This is a genomic window from Roseovarius sp. B08 (genome assembly GCF_051417955.1).
Classification (GTDB): Bacteria; Pseudomonadota; Alphaproteobacteria; order Rhodobacterales; family Rhodobacteraceae; genus Roseovarius.
In genome coordinates, this window is record NZ_JBPRLW010000001.1 from 3,914,996 (window position 1) to 3,933,565 (window position 18,570).

11 protein-coding genes, 2 tRNA genes, 1 rRNA gene and 2 pseudogenes are annotated in these 18,570 nt (G+C 62.4%); 4 read left to right on the forward strand and 12 right to left on the reverse strand.

Features of this window, described 5'->3' with window-relative positions; genetic code table 11:
- Nucleotides 1–180: 180 nt before the first annotated feature.
- The 6 genes and pseudogenes from ACSQ76_RS19920 to ACSQ76_RS19945 form a co-directional block, all read right to left on the reverse strand.
- Nucleotides 181–256, reverse strand: a tRNA-Ala gene (locus ACSQ76_RS19920).
- Nucleotides 257–396: 140 nt separating this feature from the next.
- A tRNA-Ile gene (locus tag ACSQ76_RS19925) sits at nt 397–473 on the reverse strand.
- A 269-nt stretch (nt 474–742) separates the two neighbouring features.
- Nucleotides 743–2,210 (reverse strand): 16S ribosomal RNA (locus ACSQ76_RS19930).
- 744 nt (nt 2,211–2,954) lie between these two features.
- Nucleotides 2,955–3,581, reverse strand: a complete 627-nt coding sequence (gene msrQ / locus ACSQ76_RS19935; RefSeq protein ID WP_437157924.1) for a protein-methionine-sulfoxide reductase heme-binding subunit MsrQ — start codon at nt 3,579–3,581, stop codon at nt 2,955–2,957.
- Complete coding sequence (gene msrP, locus ACSQ76_RS19940) at nt 3,581–4,486, reverse strand: protein-methionine-sulfoxide reductase catalytic subunit MsrP (RefSeq protein WP_437157925.1); 906 nt, start codon at nt 4,484–4,486, stop codon at nt 3,581–3,583. The genes msrQ and msrP overlap by 1 nt, the downstream gene beginning before the upstream one ends.
- 203 nt (nt 4,487–4,689) lie before the next feature.
- A pseudogene (locus ACSQ76_RS19945) lies at nt 4,690–6,182 on the reverse strand (FMN-binding glutamate synthase family protein).
- Nucleotides 6,183–6,464: 282 nt separating this feature from the next.
- On the opposite strand from ACSQ76_RS19945, the gene ACSQ76_RS19950 reads away from it, so the two are divergent.
- The gene (locus ACSQ76_RS19950; protein ID WP_437157926.1) at nt 6,465–6,947 is read left to right on the forward strand and encodes a fasciclin domain-containing protein; all 483 of its coding nucleotides are present in this window, start codon (nt 6,465–6,467) and stop codon (nt 6,945–6,947) included.
- Nucleotides 6,948–7,040: 93 nt separating this feature from the next.
- On the opposite strand, the gene ACSQ76_RS19955 is transcribed toward ACSQ76_RS19950, so the two are convergent.
- The 5 genes from ACSQ76_RS19955 to clpB all read right to left on the reverse strand — a co-directional run bounded on the left by ACSQ76_RS19955 (nt 7,041) and on the right by clpB (nt 16,380).
- Nucleotides 7,041–8,540, reverse strand: a complete 1,500-nt coding sequence (locus ACSQ76_RS19955; protein ID WP_437157927.1) for a hypothetical protein — start codon at nt 8,538–8,540, stop codon at nt 7,041–7,043.
- Between the two features lie 90 nt (nt 8,541–8,630).
- Entirely contained in the window at nt 8,631–10,223 is a 1,593-nt protein-coding gene (locus tag ACSQ76_RS19960; protein ID WP_437157928.1) for a hypothetical protein, read from the reverse strand.
- A gap of 17 nt (nt 10,224–10,240) precedes the next feature.
- The gene (locus ACSQ76_RS19965) at nt 10,241–11,197 is read right to left on the reverse strand and encodes a hypothetical protein (RefSeq protein ID WP_437157929.1); all 957 of its coding nucleotides are present in this window, start codon (nt 11,195–11,197) and stop codon (nt 10,241–10,243) included.
- Complete coding sequence (locus ACSQ76_RS19970) at nt 11,194–13,368, reverse strand: glycosyltransferase family 2 protein (protein WP_437157930.1); 2,175 nt, start codon at nt 13,366–13,368, stop codon at nt 11,194–11,196. The genes ACSQ76_RS19965 and ACSQ76_RS19970 overlap by 4 nt, the downstream gene beginning before the upstream one ends.
- 393 nt (nt 13,369–13,761) lie before the next feature.
- Nucleotides 13,762–16,380 carry an ATP-dependent chaperone ClpB gene (gene clpB / locus ACSQ76_RS19975; protein WP_437157931.1) on the reverse strand — a complete coding sequence of 873 codons (2,619 nt, stop codon included), beginning with the start codon at nt 16,378–16,380 and terminating at the stop codon, nt 13,762–13,764.
- A gap of 303 nt (nt 16,381–16,683) precedes the next feature.
- Between clpB and ACSQ76_RS19980 the strand changes: the two genes are divergently transcribed.
- The 3 genes and pseudogenes from ACSQ76_RS19980 (at nt 16,684) to pyrF (ending at nt 18,099) form a co-directional block, all read left to right on the forward strand.
- Entirely contained in the window at nt 16,684–16,938 is a 255-nt protein-coding gene (locus ACSQ76_RS19980; RefSeq protein WP_306127556.1) for a hypothetical protein, read from the forward strand.
- Between the two features lie 103 nt (nt 16,939–17,041).
- A complete protein-coding gene (locus ACSQ76_RS19985; RefSeq protein WP_306127555.1) occupies nt 17,042–17,323 on the forward strand; it encodes a hypothetical protein in 282 nt (93 codons plus the stop codon).
- Between the two features lie 54 nt (nt 17,324–17,377).
- Nucleotides 17,378–18,099: pseudogene (gene pyrF / locus ACSQ76_RS19990) on the forward strand (orotidine-5'-phosphate decarboxylase).
- A 41-nt stretch (nt 18,100–18,140) separates the two neighbouring features.
- Here pyrF and ACSQ76_RS19995 read toward each other — a convergent pair.
- Nucleotides 18,141–18,557, reverse strand: a complete 417-nt coding sequence (locus ACSQ76_RS19995; protein ID WP_437157932.1) for an NUDIX hydrolase — start codon at nt 18,555–18,557, stop codon at nt 18,141–18,143.
- Nucleotides 18,558–18,570: the final 13 nt, after the last annotated feature.

An 18,570-nucleotide genomic window follows, 5' to 3' on the forward strand; every position in this document is an offset into this window, starting at 1 on the left:
TCAGCATGCCTTCCACCGAAGTGGAACCAGACCGAGATCGCTTGCGTACTTGCAAGGATCAAACAGTGTTGATTGTCACTTCGAGATTTCTCTCGAAGCAACTTGTATCTCTCTTTACGATTTCAAAGCGTCCGATTGGACGGCAAAGCAGCGATGCTGCTTAACGGTCAAATCGGGATATGGTGGAGCCTAGCGGGATCGAACCGCTGACCTCCTGAATGCAAATCAGGCGCTCTCCCAGCTGAGCTAAGGCCCCTAAGCGTGGCTTCGCCGAAGGCGAAACGCGCGTAAGCCGGCAGGCGTTTCCGCAGGAAATGCCGATATGCCCGTGTCCGCTGCGTCGATTGCAAGCAATCGACTTACGCGGGCGTCATTTTCGCGGCGCGAAAAGGACGTTGGTGGGTCGAGGAGGACTTGAACCTCCGACCTCACGCTTATCAGGCGTGCGCTCTAACCACCTGAGCTACCGACCCAAGTTGATTTTACCAAAGGTAAAATCGACGTAGCCCGGCAGGCGTTTCCGCAGGAAATGCCGAGAGGGCCGCCGACCGCTGCCGCGGATCGAAGATCAATCCACTTTAACGGCTACGGCTTTCGCGGTGCGAAAGCCTTGACTGAAGAGATATGAGGACGGCCTGGACCGTATGATGTTTGATCGGTTTTGATTACCGATCTGCTAAGTGCGTCGAATGACGCATCCCGGACTTGATCCGGGATCTCGTCGATATGGACGCATCCTTAGAAAGGAGGTGATCCAGCCGCAGGTTCCCCTACGGCTACCTTGTTACGACTTCACCCCAGTCGCTGAGCTTACCGTGGCCAGCTGCCCCCTGCGAACAGGTTGGCGCACCGTCTTCGGGTAAACCCAACTCCCATGGTGTGACGGGCGGTGTGTACAAGGCCCGGGAACGTATTCACCGCGTCATGCTGTTACGCGATTACTAGCGATTCCGACTTCATGCTCTCGAGTTGCAGAGAACAATCCGAACTGAGATGGTTTTTAGGGATTAACCCTCTGTTACCACCATTGTAGCACGTGTGTAGCCCAACCCGTAAGGGCCATGAGGACTTGACGTCATCCACACCTTCCTCCCGCTTATCACGGGCAGTTTCCATAGAGTGCCCAGCCGAACTGCTGGCAACTAGGGATGTGGGTTGCGCTCGTTGCCGGACTTAACCGAACATCTCACGACACGAGCTGACGACAGCCATGCAGCACCTGTCACTGATCCAGCCGAACTGAAGGAATCTCTCTCGAGAAACCGCGATCAGGATGTCAAGGGTTGGTAAGGTTCTGCGCGTTGCTTCGAATTAAACCACATGCTCCACCGCTTGTGCGGGCCCCCGTCAATTCCTTTGAGTTTTAATCTTGCGACCGTACTCCCCAGGCGGAATGCTTAATCCGTTAGGTGTGTCACCGACACGCATGCGCGCCGACGACTGGCATTCATCGTTTACGGTGTGGACTACCAGGGTATCTAATCCTGTTTGCTCCCCACACTTTCGCACCTCAGCGTCAGTATCGAGCCAGTGAGCCGCCTTCGCCACTGGTGTTCTTCCGAATATCTACGAATTTCACCTCTACACTCGGAGTTCCACTCACCTCTCTCGAACTCTAGACTAGTAGTTTTGGAGGCAGTTCCAGGGTTGAGCCCTGGGATTTCACCCCCAACTTTCTAATCCGCCTACGCGCGCTTTACGCCCAGTAATTCCGAACAACGCTAACCCCTCCGTATTACCGCGGCTGCTGGCACGGAGTTAGCCGGGGTTTCTTTACCAGGTACTGTCATTATCATCCCTGGCGAAAGAGCTTTACGACCCTAAGGCCTTCATCACTCACGCGGCATGGCTAGATCAGGCTTGCGCCCATTGTCTAAGATTCCCCACTGCTGCCTCCCGTAGGAGTCTGGGCCGTGTCTCAGTCCCAGTGTTGCTGATCATCCTCTAAAACCAGCTATAGATCGTAGACTTGGTAGGCCATTACCCCACCAACTATCTAATCTAACGCGGGCCGATCCTTCACCGAAATTCTTTCCCCCGAAGGGCGTATACGGTATTAAACCCAGTTTCCCGGGACTATTCCGTAGTGAAGGGCACGTTCCCACGCGTTACTAACCCGTCCGCCGCTAGAACCGAAGTTCTCGCTCGACTTGCATGTGTTAGGCCTGCCGCCAGCGTTCGTTCTGAGCCAGGATCAAACTCTCAAGTTGAAAAGCTGTTACCAGCTTATCCTTGACGTTCGAACCTCTGCACATCAATCCCGGACTGTGATCCGGGACTTGTCTCTGTTTGTTGTGCTTCTGGTTTTCATCAGAAAACCGGAAACCGTCCAAACAGTGAAGCTGACTATCCATCATCGGATCAGGTCGAAACCCTCTCCTAGGTAGTTTGATATGCGTTTGGCTGATCCATCGAATAGACCAAACCGCCCACATATCTCTTCAGAAACTATCGATTTCAAAGAGCGCAGAGACAAAATCAACACGAAGCGCCATTCCTTTTTGGCGCAACCTGCGTCAGATACCTCAGTGTTTGTTGCCTTCTGTCCCTCTGGAGCGTCGCTCCGTCGTTCCGTCTGGCGTTCCGTTGTGCGCCTCAGCGCCGCCGGTGAGGGGGTATTTACGGATTGGGGCCGAACCTCGCAACCCCTTTTTCGGGAAACGTCATGTTTTTTTCAAAAATCTCATTTATCGTTTAAAATCAGAGTCTTAAAAATGCGATTTTCTTGCCTGTCCTGTTTCCGGCCCGCGCCGCAGGCGGCTTTACGCAGGGGCAATCGGGCCAGAATCCGGTTATCCACAGCGATTTTTCCGGAATCTGCCGAGTCACTGACGGGAATCTTGCCCGAGTCACCCCCGACTCGGCCCGGAATCATCCGCCGACTCGCGACATTTCGGAAAATGAATCGCCCGATTCCGCGAAAATCCCGGAATCGGCCTTCGGAAATCGCGGAATCACGAAGCAGTCCGCACCCGACTCGCCGCTTTTTTCCGCGTCATCAGGAATCGCCACGCGATCAGCCCCGCGATCACCGCCAGAAACACCAGCGGCCGGATCTGCCAGCCCTTCACCAGCATCACGTAATGCACCCCGCCCAGAATCGCCGCCGGATAGACCAGCTGGTGCAGCCGGGCCCAACCTGCCGCCCCCATCTTGCGAACCGACAGATTGTTCGAGGTCACCGCCAGCGGGATCAACAGCACGAACGCGGCCATGCCAACAGTAATGTAGGGCCGCTTCACGATATCGGCCCAGACCCGGTCGATCCTCTGCACGTCCAGCACCGCCCAGGCCAGCAGGTGACACACCACGAAGAAGAAGCAGGCCAACCCCAGCGCCCGGCGAAACTTCAGCAGGTTCACCCCCGCCAGTTTGCGCAGGGGCGTCACCGCCAATCCCGCCACTAGCAGGTACAGCGCCATCTGCCCCATCTCGTGCTCCAGCACTTTCACGGGGTCCGCGCCCAGCCGGTTCTGAATGCCCAGCCACAGCATCCACGCGGCATAGCCCAGGCTCGCCACGTAAATGGGCCACGCCGGCACCCGGCGCAGCGCCTTGTTGATATGATCGACGGCCGCCATCAGAAGTTGGCTTTCAGATCCATCCCTTCATAGAGGCTCGCCACCTCGTCGCCGTAGCCGTTGAACATCAGCGTGTCCTGCCGGCGGGCGAACAGCCCCGATCCGATCACCCGCTCGCTCGCCTGGCTCCAGCGCGGGTGGTCCACTTGCGGGTTCACGTTGCTGTAAAATCCGTACTCCCGCGCATTCGCCTTGTTCCAGCTGGTCGGCGGCTCGGCCTCGGTCAGCGTGATGCGCACGATCGACTTGATCGACTTGAAGCCGTATTTCCACGGCACCACCAGCCGGAGCGGCGCGCCGTTCTGGTTCGGGATCTCCTTGCCGTATATCCCCGTCGCCATCAGTGTCAGCGGATGCGTCGCCTCGTCCAGCCGCAGCCCCTCGACATAGGGCCAGTCCAGCACCGGGTATTTCACCCCCGGCATCTCGTCGGGGCGCAGCGCGGTCTCGAAGGCGACATACTTGGCGCCCGACTGCACGCCCGCCATCTCCAGCAGATCGGCCAGCTCGAACCCGTTCCAGGGCACAACCATCGACCACGCCTCGACACAGCGGAAGCGATAGATCCGCTCCTCCACCGTCATCTTCGCCATGATATCCTCGAAGGCATAATCGCCGGGCCGGTCCACCAGTCCGTCAATGGTCACGCTCCACGGCTCGGTGGTCAGCATATGGGCATGGTCCACCGGGTCGCCCTTGCCGGTGCCGAACTCGTAGTAGTTGTTGTAGGTCGTGATATCCTCGTAAGAGGTCGGCTCCAGGCCCTGCGCCCGCGCCTGGGCCGCGCCGATTCCGGCCAGTCCCATCCCGGCGGCCGCCCCCGCCATCAACTGCCGCCGGTTCAGGAACGCGGCCTCGTCGGTCACATCCTTGTCGCGCAGCGTGTTCTTCCAACGATAGGCCATGCGGGCTCTCCTCTTCTCGCGGGCATGTCTGTCAGTCTCACATAAGCAAAGCGCATTTCGCGGGCAAAACAAGCTGTCTCACGAAGACGTTGAGGCACGGTAACAATGGCGGCGGCATTCTTTTCGCGCGCGCACGCGCGCGGGACACCGCGGCCGGGCCGTCCCGGACCTGATCCGGGACCTCCTGCGGTAGGGCACCACCTCTATGGATACTGCGCCGCGTCCACGCTCGGCCGGATCTTGGTCAGCGGGATCGAGCTGCCGTCCGCCTGCACGATCCGAACATGCCGCCGCCGCATCAGGCGCGGTTCGGCCACGCCCACCGAATGGGCGATGGTCTCGACCTCCTTGATCACCTGCCGCGCGTAATTGGCCACCTTCACGTACTTGTCCTCGACCACCAGACCCGCCTGCAAATGCCTGTCATGGGTGGTGATCCCGGTGGGACAGGTGTTGCGGTTGCATTTCAGCGCCTGGATGCAGCCCAGCGAGAACATGAACCCCCGCGCCGAGGTCACGAAATCCGCACCGGCGCACAGCGCCCAGGCCACGTCGCTGGGGTTGACCAGCTTGCCCGCCGCCACGATCCGGATGCGGCCCTTCAGCCCGTGCCGGTCGCGCAGGTCCACCATCCGGGGCAACGCCTCGCGGATCGGCATCCCCACCAGGTCCATCAGCGGCATCGGCGCCGCCCCCGTGCCGCCCTCGCCGCCGTCGATGGTGATGAAATCCGGCGCGCTCTCGTCTCCGCGCGCGACGATCAGTTCGAACATCTCGTCCCAGGCTTCGCTCGACCCGATCACCGTCTTGAAGCCGACAGGCTTGCCCGTGATCTCTCGGATATGCCCGATGAAATCCAGCAACTCGGCAAAGGTGTTCACCTCGCGGTGCCGGTTGGGCGAGATGCTGTCCTGCCCCACCGCGATGCCGCGGATCCCGGCGATCTCGGTGGTGACCTTCTCGCCGGGCAGGATGCCGCCCTTGCCGGGCTTGGCCCCTTGCGCCAGCTTCAGCTCGAACATCTTCACCTGCGGAATGTCTCCCATCGCGCGCAGCTTGTCGTCATCCAGCGCGCCGTCCGGCGTCCGCACTCCGTATTTCGCCGTGCCGATCTGGTAGACCACGTCGCACCCGCCGCTCAGGTGATAGGGGCTCAGCCCCCCTCCCCGGTGTTCAGCCAGACCCCCGCCTCCGCGGCACCCCGGCTCAGCGCCTCGACCGCGGGGCGCGATATGGCGCCGTAACTCATCCCCGAGATGTTGAAGATCGACCGCGCCATGTAGGGCTCGCGGCAATACGGCCCGATCTGCAACGGCTCGGTCACCGCGAACTGGTCGTCCAGCGGCGGAAAGGCCGCCGGCACGAAGATCGGCGTGCCCACCACGTTCAGGTTCCGGGTCGAGCCGAAGGCGATGGTGTTGCTCTTGCCTTTTGAGGCGTGCCCCACCCAGTCGCGCTGCGCCCGGTTGAACGGCATCTCCTCTCGGTCCATGGCAAAGAAATACTGGCGAAAGAATTCCCCCAGCGTGGTGAACAGGCCGCGGAACCGCCCGATCACCGGGTAATTGCGCCGGATCGCGTCGCCGGTCTGGGTCTTGTCGATGACGTAAAACAGCACCACCAGCGCGATGACGACGCCGACCGCCAGCACGAAGACCAGCGCCAGCAGTCCCAGGATATCGAATACCAGTTCCATCTTTGCTTCTCCGAAAGAACGGTGGCTCCCTTATGCCACAGTCGCATGGCACCTCAACTGGAATTACCGACGCGAAAGGGGCCTCTTCGCACGCCTCGGTCACATTCATTCATCGGAGTATCGTCGCGGCCCCGGTCCGAGCGCATGCCGCATTTCGTCGACGCGCATCGGGGGAAAGCCCGCGGTGAACCTATCGCTGCGATCCGGCGTTTTCCCGGTGATGCTCAGGCCGGCATCGACCGACGCGCCTACCGATCAACCCGGCCGCCAGGAGACACGACCATGCTTCGCAGGACCTATCTCGCCGTCACCGCCGCCACCATTCTTGGCGGCACCACCATCGCCTTTGCCGACAGCGGCAAGGATATCATCGACACCGCAACCGAGGCGGGAGAGTTTTCGACCTTTCTTGCCGCGGCCGAGGTGGCCGGCCTTGTCGAAACGTTGAAGGGGGACGGCCCCTTCACCGTCTTCGCCCCCACCGACGAGGCCTTCGAGTCACTGCCCGAAGGCACGGTGGACACACTGATGCTGCCCGAGAACGTCGAACAATTGACAAGTATCCTCATCCACCACGTGGTTCCCGGCAAGGTGATGTCCGGCGACCTGACCGACGGGATGGAGACCGAAACCGTGCAGGGCAATTCCCTCACCATCGAAACCGAGGGCGGCGTCACCGTCAACGACGCCAATGTCGTCACCCCCGATATCGAGGCCTCGAACGGCGTCATCCACGTGATCGACGCCGTGATCATGCCCGAGTGACATTCCGAGGGCGAGCCGGGCATCCCTGGCTCGCCTTCTCTTTGAAACGCATCCGACGGCTCCGCGGAGCGGCGCTGAAGTCCGCGCTTTGTCTCAGGCCGACTGCCGGAACTGCTGCAACGCATCGTCCTTGTACGGCATCTGGTTCAGGCTTGGTTTGGACAATTTTATCATCTTGCCGACCAACCTGCGGCGACGGCGCGCAAGGGGATGAAAGGCGGCAGTGTCGAAGAACATCCGCCGGTCGTTGAACGGGTTGACGTAAAAGCTTGGTGCAAACGCATAATAGACGTTGTTCGGCGCAGACGGCATGAAGACTTCGGTATGCGCCATGTCCGGCAGTCTTTCCCGGGCGGGTTCCGGCAGACCGTCGCACCACGCGCCATAACGCTCCCGCAAGCTCTCGAGCCGGTCCGGCGCAAGACGGTCTGACAGGTCTTCAGCCCGCATATTGAGCAATGCTGCAAGACCGTCGTCGAGGGAACACCCGTTTGCGGCTGTCGCTCGCGTCCACTTGTTCGCCCGCGTCATCTCGGCGCCGTTTCCGCGCAGAACAAGCTCTGTCGCCGGGGCCATTTCCACGGCACGTACCGTCGCGCTATCTATACCGTTGAACGTACGGCTTGTCCTCAGGGCCATGACGTCTCGCAAGGTGGTCAGCTGATCGTCGGTCAGGCACCGTTCAAACTCGGGATCGTCACGCTCGATGACTTCAAGCTTTACGCCGACTTCTTGCGCCACTGCGACTGCGACCTGCCGATCGAACTGGGTGATCCACTTTATGTCGTGCATGAAAAACCGTTCGATGTGATCGAGCACGGGCGTTGCCGCGGCAAGCAACAGCCGCGAATCCGTTCCACCCGATATGGGAAGCGCCGTCGTGTAGCCGCCGGCCAGTGCAGCCATCACCTGCCCGAGTCGCCCGGTTATCCTCTCGGCCAGACCGTTGCGGTCCTCACCTGCGGTTTGAAAGTCATCCTCCGGACCAAGCCAGTGCCGTTTCAGTTCGAAATCGGCAAGATCCAGATAGTGATTGGCATAGATGCGCCTGCAATGGATATCGCAGGTCTCTCCCAAGGCAAACTGCGCCTTGCGGGCCTGCACGCCTTTGGCCGAAACAGCCGTCAGCGGTTCGATGTCCCGGTTCACCGCCAGATGGACGCTTGACGCAACAGCCTTGTCCTTGTTCGAGTAGACGGCGCTCAGCCCTCCGGAGGGGTCGAAATAGACCCGCCTCGTGCCGAATGCCGCCACGACAGCGATGAACCGGCCGGCCAGCCCTTCGATATAGGTTTCAACCGCGTCGATTGTTCCCTTGCCTTCCAGAACAACCCGCCCATTCAGGCAGGCTCCGTCCTGGTCGACTGCAACGCCGAGGACTATGCCAACGGTCCGACCACTCCCAAAGACAAGCTCGTGGCACGGAAGCCGTGGGCAATGATGCAAACTCCAATCGCCCAGCCGGAAATGCATCCACGTTTCAGAAGGGCTTGTACGCGACTTCGACAACCTGAACTGAAACGGAAAGGTCTCGTCGAAATCCCAACCATTGGCGTCACACACCGCTTCCGCGGCGCAAATCCTGCGTTTCATTCTGCCTCACTCTCCGCCGCGTTGTTGTGCGGCCTGCTCTGCTCCTTGGGTCCGGGGGCATTATTATGGTTATGGCCCTCCGGGGTTGGTCTACTTCTTGTGGATCACCGCCATTTGCAGCCGCTTGCCCGGCACCATCCGCGCCGGCGCCAGATGCACGCCCGAAATATCTTCGGCCAGCTTGTTCAGCTCGGCGGCGACCTTCGGGTCCTCATGCACGAAATGGCGCGTCTCGACCCAGTTGCGAAACAACTCGGCCGTCTTGGTGATCCCCGGCCGCTCATGGGCGTCGGGCTGCCAGCGCAGGTCCTCGATGATGTAAAGCCCGCCCGACTCCAGCCTCGGGAAAACCTCCAGAAAGGCGTTCTGCTGATGATGGCTCGCATGGCTCGCATCGTCGATCACGATGCTGGGCGGGGTCTCGATCTCCTCGATCGCAGCCGCGATACTGTCGCGCTCGTCCATGTCGAAGCGGTGATAGGTGAACCGCTCATGCCCGAACCCCGAGAGATCCGCTACGTCCAGCCGATGAATCTCGGCCTTGGGAAAATACTCCAGCCACATACGGACCGACGGGCAATCTTTTGTCTCGCTGTCCGCGTCATGGCCCGGCTCCGGCCCCTGGGCCAGCAGGCCCATCTCGACAAAGGTGATCTGGCGCTGCCGGTAGGGGTGAAACAGCATGTGATAAAGCTCGGTGTACCGATGCTTGGCCGTTCCCTGATCCGAGCCGAAGCGGTCGGCCAGGTCGGTCAGGTTCTCGCCGCCCTTGCCCGTGGGCAGGCGCGGTGCGGTTTCGACCTCGTCAGCCAGTTTCCGACGCTTGATCTCTTCCTTTTCCTCGCGCGACAGCACCGGGGCCGCGTCGCAATCCACCTTGTGCTTTTTCAGCGCCAGATCCATCCAGCTGTCCGGTTCCGGCAGGCCGCCCTTGTTCGAGAGGAATTCCCGCACACGCCGCCCGTAGAAATGCACCGAATAGGTGTTTTCGGTCACCATATCCTTCGCTTCCTGCGTCGCGCGTTTCAGCATCAGTTTGCGCCGGTCGCGAAAGTTTACGGGATAAAGCCCCTCGATCGGCAGCGCATATTTCGCCTCGCCCGTCTTGTGCAGGTAATGCGTGACCGCGTGCGGCCCCCACGTGCCCCATTTCATCTCGCTGACGTGAACCGGCTTGCCTTCGTCCTGCAACTGGCGCAGCCGGTCCTGTTCCTCCTGCTCGAACCATTCCGGGATGCCGTACTCATCTTCCGTCATCTCCAGCATCAGGCCAAGCGCCTCGCTGTCAGGGGGCAATCCCAGCACACCGCCGTTGATGTGGCTGTCGGACTCCCAGCCAAAGAAATGGCCCGTCGGCGTCTCGAACGGCTTGACGCAGTAGGCATCCAGATCGGCCCAGATCATGCGGTCGTTCTGTTGCAGCAGATGGTACCGGAACACGTCCGAAAACAGCGCGAAACTGCCCGTGCGCCCGTGCTGGATGAACCGGTCGATCTTCAGCACGCTGTCGCCATGGATCAGCTCGACGCCCTCGGGCACGTTCTGCACGTCCTTGTAGTGGTACAGCTTAACGTGGTGTCCGGCGTCGAGGAATGACTGGGCACACAGGACCTCGACATAGCTCAGCGGGCCTTCCACCCAAAGCATCCCGATCTCGTAACCCGATTGGGCATTATCCCTCATCACGTGTCTCCATTGGGCTAGACCGCCTTGCGCATCTCGCCCTGCGCGGGGCGCAGGAAGGTGATGTCGGGGTCCGCCTCGATCGCGCGAACGTCGCGCTCGTAAATGCGTGTCAGATGCTCGCGCTCGCCGCGGGTCCAAGGGTCATACCCGCCATATTCCTTGCCGCGCGGATACCGCTCCTGGATCTCCATCCGCCGGGACAGCGCCGCGTCGGCCCCGTCCTTGTGGATCATCTGCAACAACTCCCGCACGGCACGGCCCGACGCGGTCGGGCGCTTGTTCTTGTCCTTCGGCTCCTTGAGCTTCGTGACATCTATATCCGGACCGCACAGGTTGCCCAGAATCGCGAGGTCAAGCTGGCGGAAATCCTCGTAACGCCAGACATGGACCTTGGCGGTCGGAAAGGCTTTCTTCGCCGTATCCAGAACCTTGTGCCAGTTCGGCATCCGCGCGGTCACGGCGCGGCGCATGTGACGCTCGTCGATGAACCATTGTCCGCTGACCGAGCGCAGATATTCGACATAGGCGGACGAAAAGAAATCCGCGTAGTTGCGCAATCCGAAATGCACCTCGTCGGGGCCGGACGGGACCTGCGTACCAAACACCTGCATCAGCGTCTCGCCCCAGCGATACAGCTTGCCGAAGCGCACGCAATGTCCGCAATGCCCGGCAAGATTTTCGTCGGACAGGATGATCCGCCTGGGCTTGTTTTCCAGGATATCGGCAAAGAACGCGCCCGTCATCGCGGACAGTTCCTCGTCGTATATCTTCGGATCCCAGCCGATGCCGAGCTTGATATACGCGTTGCACTGAACCGGAATAGTCACTTCCTTGCGCGTCTTGCGGTGATGCACGTAATGCACCCCGGCCCGTTCCAGCATCTTGGAATTGCGCGCCAGCATGGACTGGATGTGGCTGGTGGCCGTCTTGTGAAAGCCACCGTGCAAGACGATGTAGGGCCGCGCGCTCATTCGCCCGCCAGATCCGTCAGCAATTCTTCGCTGTTGACCAGATCTTCACCGGGTCGGTTGATCATCTTCAGCAGCTCATGCAGCGCGGCCCAATCGTCATTGGCCTTCAGCGCGGCGATCTTGGCGCGGTGCCACGCGCAGGCCTCCGCATGCAGGCGCGCGATCTCCGGGTCGGCCATCAGCGCGTCGAACTCGCGGCGCGTGGCCGCGGCCATCGGCACAAGGCTCGCGTCCTTTTCCAGATTGATGTTCATGTCCGACCAATAGGCGACGCCCTGGTCGCGGTCGATATGGTTGGTGCGCCCCCGGTCGCGCTTTACCAGGAAACTGTCGACCGACCGCACGGCATAGTGATGCAGCCGCGCAAAATCGTGGCGAAAGGTCGGGTGCGCCCGCCAGCCTTGATGGAAAAACGCATCCGGCATGGGCTGGCCCCCGGCATCCTTCCAGATGAAGCCCTCGGGAATGTCGGCATAGAATTTCGGGCGGTGCACGCCGAACTTGCGGATCACCTCGGACGGGCGGAACAGCGTCTTGAGGCCAAGCGCGCGGTACTTGGCGCGAAAATCCTCCGGCGCGGCCCAGACGAAATGTTCGTGGATGAACCTATCCTCGTATGCCACCTGATCGCCACAGCCGAACAGCTTCCAGCACAGCGAAATCGCATCCGCGTCCCCCGTCGCCTCGAACAGGTCGGGCAAACGCCCCGCGCCCACCCGGATGTTCAGGAATTCGTCGCAATCGGCGCAGATGATCCAGTCCGCCTTCTCGAAAGCCTCGTGTTTCAACGCCCGGCGCAGGGCCACCCGCTGCGGGCTCTCACCCTTCTTGAACTGGTTGTCGGAATGGGACGCGACGCCCAGTTCCTCCAGCCGCATGGCGATCCTGTCGGTGCCGTCGTCGCAGTCATTGGTGTAGATCAGAATGTCCCGGAACCCGATCGCCCGGTTATAGGCGATCCATTCCAGCATGAACGGCCCTTCGTTCTTCATCGTCGTGACGATGGCGCAGCGATCGTTGCGCCGCTCGCCCATGGGCCGATCCGACCGGACCGATTTCGGGTTGAACCGGGGAATGGGGCGCGCCTTCTTGTCCGGCGCGGCCTCGGGCCTGGCCTCTGTCGTCTGCTCGGGCGTCCCCGGCCCCTTCGCCTTGACCGCCTTGTCGGTCTTAGCCCTGGGCGTCTCCTCGGCCGCATCGCGCGCCGCCTCGCCCGCCTCCTGGTCCACGGCATCGTCCGCTTCGGCCTCGCCGCCCAGCCCATCGTCCTCCGGCGCCGCGCGCTCCTCCTCGCGCTGCTTGCGCCTCAGCCGCTTGCGGAACGCGATGCCGAACCCGTTCGCGACCTCGTCCCGGCCTTTTTCCGTGAAATAGACCGCCACCTGGTTCTTGTACCAGGGCAGGTCACGCCGACCGCGGTAAAGGCGATGAAACTCGAGCGGGGTGAGCTCGTCGAATATCGCCGCCTGCATCACCGGCTTCAGAGCGCCGATCTTGCGCAGGAACACGGCGGTCTTGTGATCCGAATGGCGGCAGTGAAAGACCCGGATGTTGTCGCCGGAAAACCGCCCGATATGCTGTTTGTCCAGCGCATGATAGGGATCGTAGAAGATGTTGACCGGCCCCAGCCCCGCCGTCAGCGCCGCCGCATCCGACAGGGGCAGCGTCCAGTCCTGCCGCCGTCCGTTCTCATAGCGCGTCTCCCACGGCACCAGCTCGGTATCCAGCGTGCTCTGCGGGTTGACCGAGACCACATGCGCCCCCGGCACCAGCGAGCCAAAGGCGATCGCGGCATAGCCCCCCATCGACACGCCGGCAAAGATCACCCGGTCATACCCCTCGAAGAACCCCTCGTCGCGCAGCTTCTCGAACCGCGCGATCAGGTCGGAATCCCGGTACCAGTCCGCCACATGCGCCATGACCCCGAGGTGCGAGATATTCACGTCCCGCGCGAACTTGAACGCCCAGGGCTCCCGCTCCACCGAGGTGTCGTTGACGTTGGAAAGGTTGTCGAAGGTGACCAGCAGGCGGTTCACCGGCCGCCGCACGAACATCAGCGAATGCCGCAGATGCCGCTCCATGAACCCCTCACCCTCGCCGCCGGGGCGAAGCTCGTCGAACCAGCGCGGCATCGCTGGCATGTCGTCTGCTGAACTGTCCTGCTCGGCCATGGCCCGATCTTGTATCTGATGTGGTTATCGCGCGGTGAATCCGCGCCATTCCGCCTTTGGCGGCACTATACGCCCGCCCCGCGAATCCGCGCAACACCCGTGTCGATTTGTTGGCGCAAAGGCCATTTCCGCAACACCCACGCAAGCAGCCCCGCGTTCCATCTTCCTCTGGCCATAAATATCCCCGGGGGTTTGGGGGCTGGCCCCCAATCCAACCTGCGTTCGGGAGCTGCCCCATCGCACGCACCAGGACCACCCCGTCCCGGACCCGATCCGGGACCTCGTAGGGTGGGTTTCCAACCCACCATTGCAGGCCGACACTCACCGCCCCCAAAAAACGAAAAACCCCGCCGGATCTCTCCGGCGGGGGCCGCGTTCACGCGGTCACCGCGCTCAATGCACCACGGCGTCGTCCGGCCGCTCGCGGTTGGTCGACCCGACGCGCTCGCCGATGATCAACCCTTCGGGCCCGGCACTCACCGGTACCGTCGCGCCATCCAGGATATCCCCGGCCAGCAATCCTTCGGCCAGCGGGTCCTGCAACGCCTTCTGGATCACCCGCTTCAGCGGTCGTGCGCCATAGACCGGGTCATAGCCTTCATCCGCCAGCCACTTGCGGGCCGCATCGTCCAGCTCCAGCGTGATCTTCCGCGCGGCCAGCCGCTTCAGCAGGCGGGCCATCTGGATATCGACGATCCCGTCCATCTGGTCGCGGTTCAGCCGGTCGAAGACCACGATCTCGTCCAGCCGGTTCAGGAACTCGGGCCGGAAATGCGACCGCACCGCGTCCATCACGTCGCGCTTGGCCGATGCCGCGTCCGACCCTTCCGGCAACTGGCTCAGCGCCTGGGACCCAAGGTTCGACGTCAGGATGATCAGCGTCTGCTTGAAATCCACCGTCCGGCCCTGCCCGTCGGTCAGCACACCATCGTCCAGAACCTGCAACAGCACGTTGAAGACCTCCGGATGCGCCTTCTCGACCTCGTCGAACAGCACCACCTGATAGGGCCGCCGGCGCACGGCCTCGGTCAGCACGCCGCCCTCGTCATAGCCGACATAGCCGGGAGGCGCGCCGATCAGACGGGCGACCGAGTGCTTCTCCATGAACTCGCTCATGTCGATCCGCACCATCGCGCTGTCGTCGTCGAACAGGAATTCCGCCACCGCCTTGGTCAGCTCGGTCTTGCCCACGCCGGTCGGCCCAAGGAACAGGAAGCTGCCCAAGGGGCGGTTCTCGTCGTTGAGCCCGGCGCGCGCCCGCCGCACGGCATTGGCCACCGCCTTCACGGCGGCATCCTGGCCAATCACCCGGCGGTGCAGGTTGCCTTCCATGCCCAAAAGCTTCTCGCGCTCGCCTTCCAGCATCTTCGCCGTCGGAATCCCGGTCCAGCGTTCGACCACCTGGGCGATCTGCTCGGGCCGCACGGCCTCCTCGACCATCACGCCGTCCTCCTCGGCCTTCTCGGCCTCGGCCAGCTGCTTTTCCAGCTGCGGGATCACGCCATAGCTCAACTCCCCAGCCTTCGCCAGGTTGCCTTCCCGCTTGGCATGGTCCAGCTCGATCCGCGCGCGGTCCAGCTGTTCCTTCAGGTCGCGGGCACCCGCCAGCTTGTCGCGCTCGAATTGCCACTTCGCGGTCATCTGGCTGGATTTCTCCTGCATGTCGGCCAGCTCTTTTTCCAGCTTTTCCAGCCGGTCCTTGCTGGCGGCGTCGTCCTCTTTCTTCAGGGCCTCGGCCTCGATCTGCTTTTGCAGGATTTCGCGGTCCAGCGCGTCCAGTTCCTCGGGCTTGCTGTCCACTTCCATGCGCAACCGGCTCGCGGCCTCGTCCACAAGGTCGATCGCCTTGTCCGGAAGGAAACGGTCGGTGATATAGCGATGGCTCAGCGTCGCCGCCGACACCAGGGCGCTGTCCGAGATCCGCACGCCATGGTGCAGCTCGTACTTCTCCTTGATGCCGCGCAGGATGCTGATCGTGTCCTCCACGGTGGGCTCCTCAACCATCAGCGGCTGGAACCGGCGTGCGAGGGCCGCGTCCTTCTCAACGTGCTTGCGATACTCGTCCAGCGTCGTCGCCCCGACGCAGTGCAACTCACCCCGCGCCAGCGCCGGCTTGATCAGGTTGGCCGCGTCCATCGCGCCATCCGCCTTGCCCGCGCCCACCAGCGTGTGCATCTCGTCGATGAAGAGGATGATCTCGCCCGCCGCATCGGTGACCTCGTTCAGAACGGCTTTCAGCCGCTCCTCGAACTCGCCGCGATACTTCGCCCCGGCGATCAGCGCGCCCATATCCAGCGCCAACAGCTTCTTGTTCTGCAAACTTTCCGGCACGTCGCCATTGACGATCCGCAGGGCCAAGCCTTCCGCAATCGCGGTCTTGCCCACGCCCGGTTCGCCGATCAGGACCGGGTTGTTCTTGGTCCGACGGCTCAGCACCTGCATCGCGCGGCGGATCTCGTCGTCACGGCCGATGATGGGGTCGATCTTGCCGTCGGCGGCCCGTTTCGTCAGGTCGGTGGCGTATTTCTCCAGCGCTTCGTAACTGTCCTCGGCCGAGGCACTGTCAGCGGTCCGCCCCTTGCGGATATCGTTGATCGCCTCGTTCAGGCTTTGCGCGCTCAGCCCGCCCTGTTCCAGCGCATCCTTGGCGGGGCCCTTCACCATCGCCAGCGCGGTCAGCAGGCGCTCCACGGGCACAAAGCTGTCACCGGCCTTCTTGGCCAGCTTGCCAGCCTCGTCCAAGAGCTTCACGGTCTGCCCGTCCATGTAGATCTGCCCCGAGTCGCCCGAGACCTTGGGGATCTTGCCCAGGCTCAGATCGACAGCCTGCATTACGCGCTCGGGCTTGCCGCCCGCCCGCTTGATCAGGTTGCTGGCCATCCCCTCGGGGTCGTCCATCAGTGCTTTCAGTATGTGTTCGGGCGCCAGTTTCTGGTGGCTTTCCCGGATCGCGATCGTCTGTGCGGCCTGAATGAAACCGCGCGACCGCTCGGTGAACTTCGACAAGTCCATCCCGTCTCTCCTTCTCACAAGCGTTACCCCGGTGGCGCACCCAGCATTAGGCATGCGGCTTCGGGAACCTCAGACCATTAGATGGGTAACACGCATGTGAGCTTCAAGTCGGCCCTGCAAATTGTCCGCATCCCGGATGCGGCACCCAGATGTTGAGGTGGCTGCAAGCCAACACCACCACATGCGCGAAAACTTGCTCATGATTTTTGTGAACCTTGCAACCATTTCGACCGACCCAACGTTATCCACACAGTTATCCACAGGCCAAGTGTCCCGGGTAACTCGCAAAACAGGAGCAGACCCATGCAGATCGAGAAGCTTGAATTCGACGCAATCCGCTACAACCCCGAACTGGAAGCGTTCGAGGCGGCCGTTCGTATCCACGACTCCGGTCACATCTATCGCTACCCGGTGCACCTCAGGGCCCCGCTCAACGCGGAATACGGCCTGATCGCCCGTGGCCTCACGCAAAAGGCCAGCCTGCGCCACACGCAAAAGGCACATGACCTGCGCTCAGCGCTGCCGGAATCCGCACAAGGCGCCGCCGCAGCCGCCTGAAAAACAGGCGAAAAATTGCGAGGGAACACCAGTTAACCTTTTTTCCCTCGCAACCCGTGCCCGATTGAGGCACAATTTCTGCGAGTGTAAAGTTGGGTGTGTCATGAAGATCGAGCGAATTTCCCTGGAAAATGTAGCGGTTTCACCACATTCAGGGGCCCACGTCGCCACGGTTCTCTTGCACGGCGACACGGCTTCGCTCAGTCTGCGCGCCTCGGCCATGCCGGCGACCATGCTCGGCGGTTTGACCGAAACGGCGATCGTGACCCGCGCATTGGTTCAGGACGCTCTGCGCCAACTCCGGCGGATGCCCGAATTTCGCAACGCCCCCCAGGCCATCGTGGTCGAGGATACGGCCTGGCCGCTCTCCGCCGAACAGGCTTGACGCCGCCGCCACGGCCCGCAAGAAGGGCGCGACCAGACGCGAAAGGTTGCGCCCATGCCCGAACCCGTCCAGCTCAGACCCAAACGGCCGGCCGATGACCGCCTGATCGTCGCCATCGACCTGCCCAACGCGCTCGAGGGCCTGCGCCTCGCGGAAACCTTGGGCGACGCGGTGTCGTTCTACAAGATCGGCCTCGGGATGCTCACCGGCGGCGGCCTCGCGCTCGCCAACGAGCTCAAGCAGGATCACGGCAAGCGCATCTTCCTCGACATGAAGCTGTTCGACATCGGCGCGACGGTGGAAAACGCCGTGCGCGAGCTGGCGCAGTTCGACCTCGACTTTCTTACCGTACATGGCGACCCACACGTGGTCCGCGCCGCCCGCGAAGGCGCGGCGGGCAAGCCGATGAAGATCCTCGCCGTCACCGTGCTGACCTCGCTCGACCGGTCCGATCTCGACGCGTCGCTGATCGCCCCCGGCGACATCCCAGACATCGTCGCCACCCGCGCGGCCCGCGCGCTCGAGGCCGGGGCCGACGGTGTCATCGCCTCCCCGCAGGAGGCCGCGATGATCCGCGCCCTGCCCGAGGCCGCGGGCAAGCTGATCGTCACCCCCGGCGTGCGCCCCTCGGGCGCCGCCCTGGGCGACCAGAAACGCGTCGCCACCCCGGCACAGGCCCTGTCGGACGGCGCCGATCACATCGTGGTGGGCCGCCCCGTATGGGCCGCCGACGACCCCGCGCGGCAACCCAGGCGATCCTGAACGAGATCGCCTGACGTAGGGTGGGTGAAACCCACCGTCGCCCCACCATGGCGCCCTACCGATCCAGATACGCCGCCACCCGCTCGGCAAAATGCGGCACCGCCTTGTCGTGCCTCACGAAATCTTCTGGCCGCATCAGGCACCACCCCTGCCCTTCGCGGCCGAACGCCACCTTCTGCGCCAGTCCGGCCGGGCAATGCGCCGCAAAGAACCACATCCGCGTCGGCGCGGGATAATACCGTCGCCAGCGCAGCACACCGGGCGACAGGGTCAAGCCCAGCTCCTCGCGGGTTTCGCGCAGAACGCAGGCCTCGGCGCTCTCGCCCTCCTCGCGCCCGCCGCCCGGCAGGTCCAGAAAGCCGGGCCACGGGATATGGCCCAGGTTGTCGCGCTCGATCACCGCAAGATAGTCGCCCAAAAACAGCGCCAGCTTGGTGCCCTCGAACATCTCTTCTTCGCCCGTCGCCTGCATCGCGTCTTTCCCC

What these genes read in the sequence shown, in the direction of transcription:
- ACSQ76_RS19965 (WP_437157929.1), bottom strand. Translation starts at nt 11,197, where the DNA reads ATGAGCGCGCGGCCCTACATCGTCTTGCACGGTGGCTTTCACAAGACG.
- ACSQ76_RS19950 (WP_437157926.1), top strand. Translation starts at nt 6,465, where the DNA reads ATGCTTCGCAGGACCTATCTCGCCGTCACCGCCGCCACCATTCTTGGC.
- msrP (WP_437157925.1), bottom strand. Translation starts at nt 4,486, where the DNA reads ATGGCCTATCGTTGGAAGAACACGCTGCGCGACAAGGATGTGACCGAC.
- ACSQ76_RS19970 (WP_437157930.1), bottom strand. Translation starts at nt 13,368, where the DNA reads ATGGCCGAGCAGGACAGTTCAGCAGACGACATGCCAGCGATGCCGCGC.
- ACSQ76_RS19985 (WP_306127555.1), top strand. Translation starts at nt 17,042, where the DNA reads ATGAAGATCGAGCGAATTTCCCTGGAAAATGTAGCGGTTTCACCACAT.
- ACSQ76_RS19955 (WP_437157927.1), bottom strand. Translation starts at nt 8,540, where the DNA reads ATGAAACGCAGGATTTGCGCCGCGGAAGCGGTGTGTGACGCCAATGGT.
- ACSQ76_RS19960 (WP_437157928.1), bottom strand. Translation starts at nt 10,223, where the DNA reads ATGAGGGATAATGCCCAATCGGGTTACGAGATCGGGATGCTTTGGGTG.
- ACSQ76_RS19980 (WP_306127556.1), top strand. Translation starts at nt 16,684, where the DNA reads ATGCAGATCGAGAAGCTTGAATTCGACGCAATCCGCTACAACCCCGAA.
- ACSQ76_RS19995 (WP_437157932.1), bottom strand. Translation starts at nt 18,557, where the DNA reads ATGCAGGCGACGGGCGAAGAAGAGATGTTCGAGGGCACCAAGCTGGCG.
- clpB (WP_437157931.1), bottom strand. Translation starts at nt 16,380, where the DNA reads ATGGACTTGTCGAAGTTCACCGAGCGGTCGCGCGGTTTCATTCAGGCC.
- msrQ (WP_437157924.1), bottom strand. Translation starts at nt 3,581, where the DNA reads ATGGCGGCCGTCGATCATATCAACAAGGCGCTGCGCCGGGTGCCGGCG.